6 protein-coding genes are annotated in these 7,490 nt (G+C 61.5%); all 6 read right to left on the reverse strand.

The features are described from left to right. A partial coding sequence (locus H5U38_13300; GenBank protein MBC7188004.1) for an Rne/Rng family ribonuclease occupies positions 1-1,159 on the reverse strand: 1,159 nt, incomplete at its 3' end. A gap of 39 nt (positions 1,160-1,198) precedes the next feature. After that, positions 1,199-3,808 (reverse strand): TIGR03960 family B12-binding radical SAM protein, encoded by a 2,610-nt coding sequence (locus tag H5U38_13305; GenBank protein ID MBC7188005.1) that lies wholly within the window; start codon positions 3,806-3,808, stop codon positions 1,199-1,201. 136 nt (positions 3,809-3,944) lie between these two features. Further along, positions 3,945-5,387, reverse strand: a complete 1,443-nt coding sequence (locus H5U38_13310; GenBank protein MBC7188006.1) for a 2-oxoacid:acceptor oxidoreductase family protein — start codon at positions 5,385-5,387, stop codon at positions 3,945-3,947. 2 nt (positions 5,388-5,389) lie between these two features. After that, positions 5,390-6,439, reverse strand: coding sequence for a 3-methyl-2-oxobutanoate dehydrogenase subunit VorB (locus H5U38_13315; GenBank protein MBC7188007.1), 1,050 nt, complete (start codon positions 6,437-6,439; stop codon positions 5,390-5,392). Then, positions 6,432-6,698: a 4Fe-4S dicluster domain-containing protein gene (locus tag H5U38_13320; GenBank protein MBC7188008.1), complete on the reverse strand. Its 267-nt coding sequence runs from the start codon at positions 6,696-6,698 to the stop codon at positions 6,432-6,434. The genes H5U38_13315 and H5U38_13320 overlap by 8 nt, the downstream gene beginning before the upstream one ends. Before the next feature lie 242 nt (positions 6,699-6,940). Then, positions 6,941-7,490: MBL fold metallo-hydrolase (locus H5U38_13325; protein ID MBC7188009.1), on the reverse strand; the 550-nt coding region annotated here is incomplete at its 5' end.

Here is a 7,490-nt window from a genome sequence, read left to right on the forward strand (position 1 = left end):
CGCTGATGGGCGCGACGTTCACCTGCGCCCTGTCCTTCTTCAGCTCCTGCAGGAACTCCTGGTACAGGCGCTGCTTGTGCTTCTCCTCGGTCATGTCGATGAAATCGATGACAATGAGGCCGCCGAGGTCACGGAGGCGCAACTGACGGGCGATCTCTTTGGCCGCCTCGAGGTTGATCTTGAGGATGTTCTGCTCATGGTCCCTTTTGCCCAGGAACTTGCCGCTGTTGACATCGATGACCACCATCGCCTCGGTGTGGTCGATAATGATGTAGCCACCGCTCTTCAGCCACACCTTACGGGCGATGCTCTTCTCGATCTCCGACTCGATGTTGTACGCGTCGAAAACTGGTTCACCTTTCCTGTACAATTGGACTCGATTCACCAGGGTGGGGGCGACCTCGCGAAGGTAAGCCACGATTTCCTTGTAAAGCTTCTTGGAGTCGATGACCAGGCTGTTGATGTCGCTGGTGAACAGGTCGCGGATGACGCTGGAGGCCATGCCCACATCCTTGTGCACGAGGGCCGGCGGGCTGGTGCGCTTCGCCTTCTGGTTCAATTTCTCCCACGAGGCCAGCAGGTTCTCCAAATCGTTGCGCAGCACCTCCTCGCTCTTGCCCTCAGCCACGGTGCGCACAATGAGCCCAAAACCTTCTGGACAGATGCGCTTGGCAACCTTTTTCAGACGGTTGCGCTCGCGCACATTGGCAATCTTGCGCGAGACACCGATCATCGGATCGTCGGGGACGAGCACCAGGAACCTGCCCGGCAGGGAGAGCTCGGTGGTCACGCGCGCGCCTTTGCTGCCGATGGGCTCCTTGGTCACCTGCACCAGCAGTTCCTGGCCCTCGCGGATAGTCGGGCCACGATACGAACGACGCCGCTCTTTGCCCCGTTGTCTGACCTCGATAACCGAATCATACGCTCGGATGGTCTCTCCCACGTCGGAAAAATGGAGAAACGCATCCTGCGGCAGACCAATGTCCACAAAGGCAGCGTCCATCCCTTTCACGACGTTCACGACCCGCCCGATATAGATATCCCCCACCATGCGCTCGTTCTCCGGGCGCTCGATAAAGAGTTCCACCAGCCGTCCATCTTCCAGAATCGCGATGCGGGTCTCGCTGGTGGCAACGTTTATGACAATGTCCTTCTTCATGTTCCTATCCTGAATTTGCAAAGATGCGATGCTCGCGAGCTACACTTCCAAGGGAGTGCGACTCACCTCCCCAAAATTGACCGCCAGCCTGGTGCGCACCACCGACACCGGGGGCAGGTCCTGATCAGAGCACTGCAACAAGGCTGCCAGCACCTCTTCCACGCGCGCGGTTTTACCATTGTCCAGGCCCAACTGCAGGAACAGCTCTTGGCCGTCCTTGCGCACTTCGATGCGACGCAGAAAAGGTCTGATGTCCACCTCGACGCTCCCTTCCGCCTTCTGGCGCTGCACACGAATTGCCGGTTCCGCCAACAGGGCTGCGGCCCTCTGCGCCAGGTCCTGCCTGGGGGAGCCATCCAAGAAGGTCACTTCGTACTCGGCCAGGGTGATGAGCGCGGTGAGGGAGCTCCCCTTGCCATACAATGGTCGGATCTCCATGACCTCCAATCCTTCGGGGAGCTGAGCTCCCAGGAGCATGGCGAGGTTGGCGTGAGGAGCGTCCACGTACTGGAAATCCAGATACTCCGCCTCGCTCTCGTGTCCGACGGCTAAGGCTGGCCCATAAGCGATCTTGGGCCGCGGGTTGAAGCCCTGCGAGTACGCCAGTTGGATGCCGGCGCGGGCGAATGCCCTCTCGAACACCCGCACCACGTCCAGGTGGGACAGGAAGCGTGCCAAGCCGCGCTTGCGGTAGCGCATGCGCATCAGGCGCGGCACTACCGGCGCCGGGGCAGGCGCAGCCCTCTTCCTGCCCCTGCCATAGAGGTTCGACGTCGGCTTGGCGGCCATGGGGACCGGCACCTGCTCGCGAGCCATTAGCTCCTTGCAGGCTGTGTGCTCCATCAGGCCGCAGGCGTGACAGCGATCGAGCCGACAATCGCTGGTCTCGGTGGCGTTCGCTGCCTTTAGGCGCTCGGCGACCAGAAAGCGTTTGCTCACCCCCTTGTCGATGTGGTCCCAGGGCAGAGGCCCGTCCAGCGCGCGCGGCCCCAAGTACCAGGCAGGGTCGATGCCGGTGCGGGCAAAGGCATCCTCCCAGCGCTTCACCTCGAACAGCTCTGACCAGCCGTCCAGGCGCGCCCCATTGCGCCACGTCTGTTCGATGGCAGCCCCCAGCCGACGGTCACCGCGCGCCAATATTCCTTCCACGAAAGCGACGTTGGGATCGCGCCAGCTGATGTGCACGTTCTTTGCGCGCACCAGGTCACAAACGCGATGGATCTTGTCGTTCATGGTGGCCCGGTCGCTTTGCTCCTCCCATTGGAAGGGCGTGTGCGGCTTGGGCACAAAGGGCGACAGCGACACGTTGACCCGGTTGCCCTGGCCATATCGGCGCGCAATCTTTGCCACCTCGTTGATGAGAGCCGCAATGCCCTGCAGATCTTCATCGGTTTCCGTAGGCTGGCCCACCATGAAGTAGAGCTTGATGACCGTCCACCCCTCGCTGAAGGCAAGTTCAGCGGCCCGGAGCAGGTCCTCGTTGGTGTTGGTCTTGTTGATCACAGCCCGCAATCGGGGCGTTCCTGCCTCCGGGGCCAAGGTCAGTCCCGACTTGCGCACTCCGCTGGCAAACTGCGCCATCTCCTTAGTGAAGGACTCTGGTCGCAGCGACGGGAAGGAGATGCTGACCATTTTCTCCTTGAAAGCCGCCGAGAGCATTTCCAGGAGGGGCCGCAGCTGGCTATAGTCCGAGGTGGACAACGACAGCAGGGAGACTTCGTCGAAACCTGAGCGCGCGATCCCTTCCTTGGCCTGGTGCAGGATGTCCTCTACGCTGCGCTCCCGCACTGGCCGGTAGATGAAGCCGGCGTTGCAGAAGCGACACCCGCGCGTGCAGCCGCGCATTACCTCGATGGTCAGCCGGTCGTGGGCTATGCCGATCAGCGGCACCAAGGGCGCCGTGGGATAGTGCTCAGGCTTGAGGCGCTCCACCACGCGCGCCTTTACCTTCTCTGGCACCTCGCTACGCAACGGGCGCACGCTCTGCTGCCGGCCCTCTCCGTTTGCCACAGGCCCGTAGAAACGTGGCACATAGACTCCCGGCACGCCTGCCAGCCGCAGCAGGGCCTGTTCACGGTCCAGGCCTTCCCTCTTGGCCTCCAGCACCGCGCTGGCAATCTCCAAGATCGCCTCTTCTCCGTCGCCAATCAGGAAGGCGTCCACAAATTCCGCCAATGGCTCCGGGTTGAAGGCGCACGGCCCACCGCCGACCACGAGGGGCGTCAGGGCCTGCCGTTCTCTGGCGCGCAACGGGATGCCCGCAAGATCGAGCATGTTCAGCACCGTCGGGTAGTGCAGCTCGTACTGCAGGGTAAAGCCGATGATGTCGAAATCGGCCAGGCTGCGCTTCGACTCCAGGGAAAAGAGCGGAATGTCGTAGCGGCGCAGCGCCTCCTCCATGTCCACCCATGGCGCGTATACCCGCTCGGCTACCATCCACGGCTCGCGATTGAGCAGATGGTACAGGATGTCAAACCCGAGATAGGACATGCCCATCTCGTACACATCCGGGAAAGCCAATGCTACCCGCAGCTCCACCTGGTCGAACGGCTTGTGGACAACGTTGACCTCGTTGCCCAAATAGCGTCCCGGCTTGCTCACCCGAGGGAGAATGCGCTGTTCGAAAATGTCGCGAGGGACAACCGCCATATGCCTTCCATCAGGAAATAGCGAAAATCCCCGTCACGCCCGGGCGACGGGGACCGATTGCGATGTTCGTGTACTCCCCCATCCGTGAACCCTCAACGCTGGGCCCGCTGTGGCACCTGAATATCTGCCGTTCTGCTCAGTTGCGCTTCTTAAAGTCCTCGGCGTACTGGAACCCAGCTGCTACCGCCTTCTCATTGATTGCCAACAGTTCTTTTCGCTTGATCGCCTCGGGCAAGGTGGAGAGCACCTGCTCCTTGCTCAAGATGCCGGTGAAACCAACGTAGGCGCCCAGCGCCACCATATTCGCCACGCGCGTATTGCCCAGGTCATCGGCCATCTTGGTCGCCGGCAGGGGCAACACCTCGACATCGCTCCGCTGCACGGTGCGGTCAATCAGCGAGCTGTCGTAGATGACCAGGCCACCCGCCTGCACCTCGGGCTCGAATCTGTCCAATGAGGGGAGATTCATGGCAATCAGTACCGTGGGCACCGAAACCACTGGCGAGCCGATGCGCGCAGTGGAAAGGTTGACGTGGCAGTTGGCCGTACCGCCCCGCATTTCTGGGCCGTAGGAGGGGATCCACGACACGTTGTAGCCGGCGCGCATTCCCGCTTCGGCGAGAACCAGCCCGAGGAGCAAAATCCCCTGACCACCGAACCCGGCCACCTTGAGCCTTGGGTTGCGGTAACGTTCTGCGGGAAGGACCACGGCCTCGGCTGCCATGGATGGCCCAACTGGGATCTCCAGCAGCCTGGCCAGGTCCTCGCGCACAAACTGGCGGGGCGCCAAAGGCGACGCTTCGATCTCGGCCGTCTTGTCCTTGTACACGCCTAAGGGGAAATAGCTCATCAGCTGTTCTTCGATCCAGCGGATTGCCTGGGTAGGTGCCATCTTCCACCCGGAGGGACACGCGGACAGCACCTCCACGAGCGAGAAACCTTTCCCTTCCGCCTGCACCTGCAGCGCCTTGCGCACCGCCCGGCGTGCCTGCGCGATGTGCTTGGCATCAGTCAACGCCACCCGCTCGATGTAGACGGGGGCCTCCAATGTGGCGAGCAGTTCGCTGACCCGCAGAGGGAAGCCCTCATTGCTCGCCTTGCGTCCATAGGGCGAGGTGGTGGTCTTTTGCCCGATGAGCGTCGTGGGAGCCATCTGGCCGCCGGTCATCCCGTAGATGGCGTTGTTCACGAAAAAGACCGTAATCGGCTCGCCGCGATTGGCCGCATGAATGATCTCGGCAGTGCCAATGGCCGCCAAGTCGCCATCCCCCTGGTAGCTGATGACGATGCTGTGCGGATACACCCGTTTGATGCCGGTCGCCACGGCGGGGGCACGCCCGTGGGCGCATTGGATGTTGCCAGTGCGGAAGTAGTAGTAGGCAAACACACTGCACCCTACTGGGCTGATGACGATCGCGCGGTCACGGAGATTGAAATCGTCCAAAGCCTCGGCGATCAACTTGTGCAGAATGCCATGGCCGCATCCTGGGCAGTAGTGGGTAGTCGTCTTGTCGGCCCCTGGCTTCCGCTCGTAGACTGCATAGAACGAGTCGGCCTTTCGCAGTACTTTCTCCGCCATGGTCAGTCCTCTATGTATTTCGAGATAGCCTGTTGGGCCTCTTCGGTGGTTGGCACCACGCCGCCCATGCGGGAGTAGAATTCCACAGGACACCTGCCCAACACCACCAGACGCACATCGTCGACCATTTGCCCGTTGGACAGTTCTATCACCAGCAAACGGTCGACGCGCTCGGCCAACTCGGCCAGGACCGCCTTTGGAAAAGGCCAGAGCGTAATTGGCCGGAGCATACCCACTTTCTGGCCCTGCGCTCGAAGCAGGTCCACCGCCGACTGTACCACCCGCGACACGATGCCGTACGCGACCACCACCAGGCGCGCGTCATCCACCCGGTAGGCCTCGTAGCGCACTTCCTGGCGCTCGATCTCGGCATACTTGGCCTGCAATTTCTGGTTGTGGCGCTCCAGAATCTCCGGCTCCAGTTCGATGGATGTGATCAAGCGATACTGGTCATCGTCGTCCACCTGCAGAGCCCACTCTTTTGCCGGCAACTCCGTGACCGGCGGTGGGAATTCCACAGGCTCCATCATCTGGCCGATGAAGCCGTCCACCAGCAGCGCCGCCGGATTCCGGTACTTGTCGGCAAGCTCAAAGGCCAGCATGGTCAGGTCACACATCTCCTGGGCAGAATTGGGAGCCAGGACGATGAGCTTGTAGTTGCCGTGGCCTCCGCCCTTCACCATCTGATTGTAGTCGCTCTGCTCAGGGGCGATATTCCCGAGGCCAGGTCCGCCGCGATTGACGTTGACCACCACCAGCGGCAGTTCCGCCCCGGCAGCGTAGGACAAGCCTTCCTGCTTGAGGCTGATGCCCGGACTGGAAGAGGCGGTCATCACGCGCTGTCCCCCGGAGGCAGCGCCATAGACCATGTTGATGGAGGCCACCTCGCTTTCCGCCTGGAGGAAGGTCCCCCCCACCAGGGGCATGTAGTAGGCAGCGGCTTCGGCAATCTCGGAGGCCGGCGTAATGGGGTAACCGAAAAAGTAGCGGCACCCGGCCAGGATGGCCCCTTTCACCACCGCCTCGTTTCCTTTGATGAGCTGCTTAGCCATTGGCGTCCACCTCCTCCCCCACGTAGCCCTTCTTGTAGACGGTGATCGCCCCCGGCTCTGGGCAGGCGTAGAAGCAGATGCCGCACCCAGTGCAGCCCTCCCCTTTGTATCCAGCAGGGTGATAACCCATGCGATTGAGCTTCGCCTGCGCAAACAGGACCTTCACGGGACATGCAGCAATGCACAGTCCGCACCCCTTGCATTCGTCCTCGCGGAAAACAACCTTCGCCTTTGCCAATCCCACCTGCGTTTCCGCCATGCTCTTCTTCATGCCTCCGTTTCACGTGTACCGTTCAGCAACGAAAAGGGAGCCGGGCGAAGGCTCGGGCTCCCTGGGGCTTCTGCGCAATATGATGCGCCACTGCGTGTATGAGATCTCCGATTCTCCTGGATTCTACCATTCAGTCCTTCCGCCAGAGACAACCGATTTCGAACCGGGCTAATTATAGCAAATTCGCGCTGAATAAGCAAGCGCTTTTTCCTCCCCGCCCTGTCGGCCCACTAGAGGAAGGGATTCAGGCGTCGCTCGTCGCCAATGGTCGTGGGCTCGCCATGGCCTGGATAGACCCGCACCTCGTCTGGCAAGACGAGAAGCTTATCGCGAATCGATGCAAGGAGTCTACGATCGGAGCCGCCGGGGAGATCCGTGCGGCCCACAGATTCCCGAAAGAGGGTATCCCCAGAGAAAAGCACCCCGTCATGATAGAAGCAGACGCTACCCCGGGTGTGGCCCGGGGTATGCAGCACGCGCAATGCCAGGTTGCCAAATGCGACCTCATCACCTTCCGAGAGCCAGACATCCACCTTGACCTCCTCAGGCGCAGGAAGGCCAAAAAGCCTGGCCTGGAGCTCCAGAGTTCGCAGCATCTCCGCCTCATCACGATGCGCGCAGACCTTGCAGCCCGTCTGCGCGAGCACATCTGCGACGGCACCCACATGATCGATGTGGCCGTGGGTGAGCAAGACGACTTCCAGGGTAAGACCAAGACGGCCCGCCGCCGCAAGCAGAAGCTCCGCCTCGTCGCCCGGGTCGATGAGCGCTGCTCTCTTC

It is taken from the genome of Calditrichota bacterium (assembly GCA_014359355.1).
In the GTDB taxonomy this organism is placed as follows: Bacteria; Zhuqueibacterota; Zhuqueibacteria; order JANLFK01; family Oleimicrobiaceae; genus Oleimicrobium.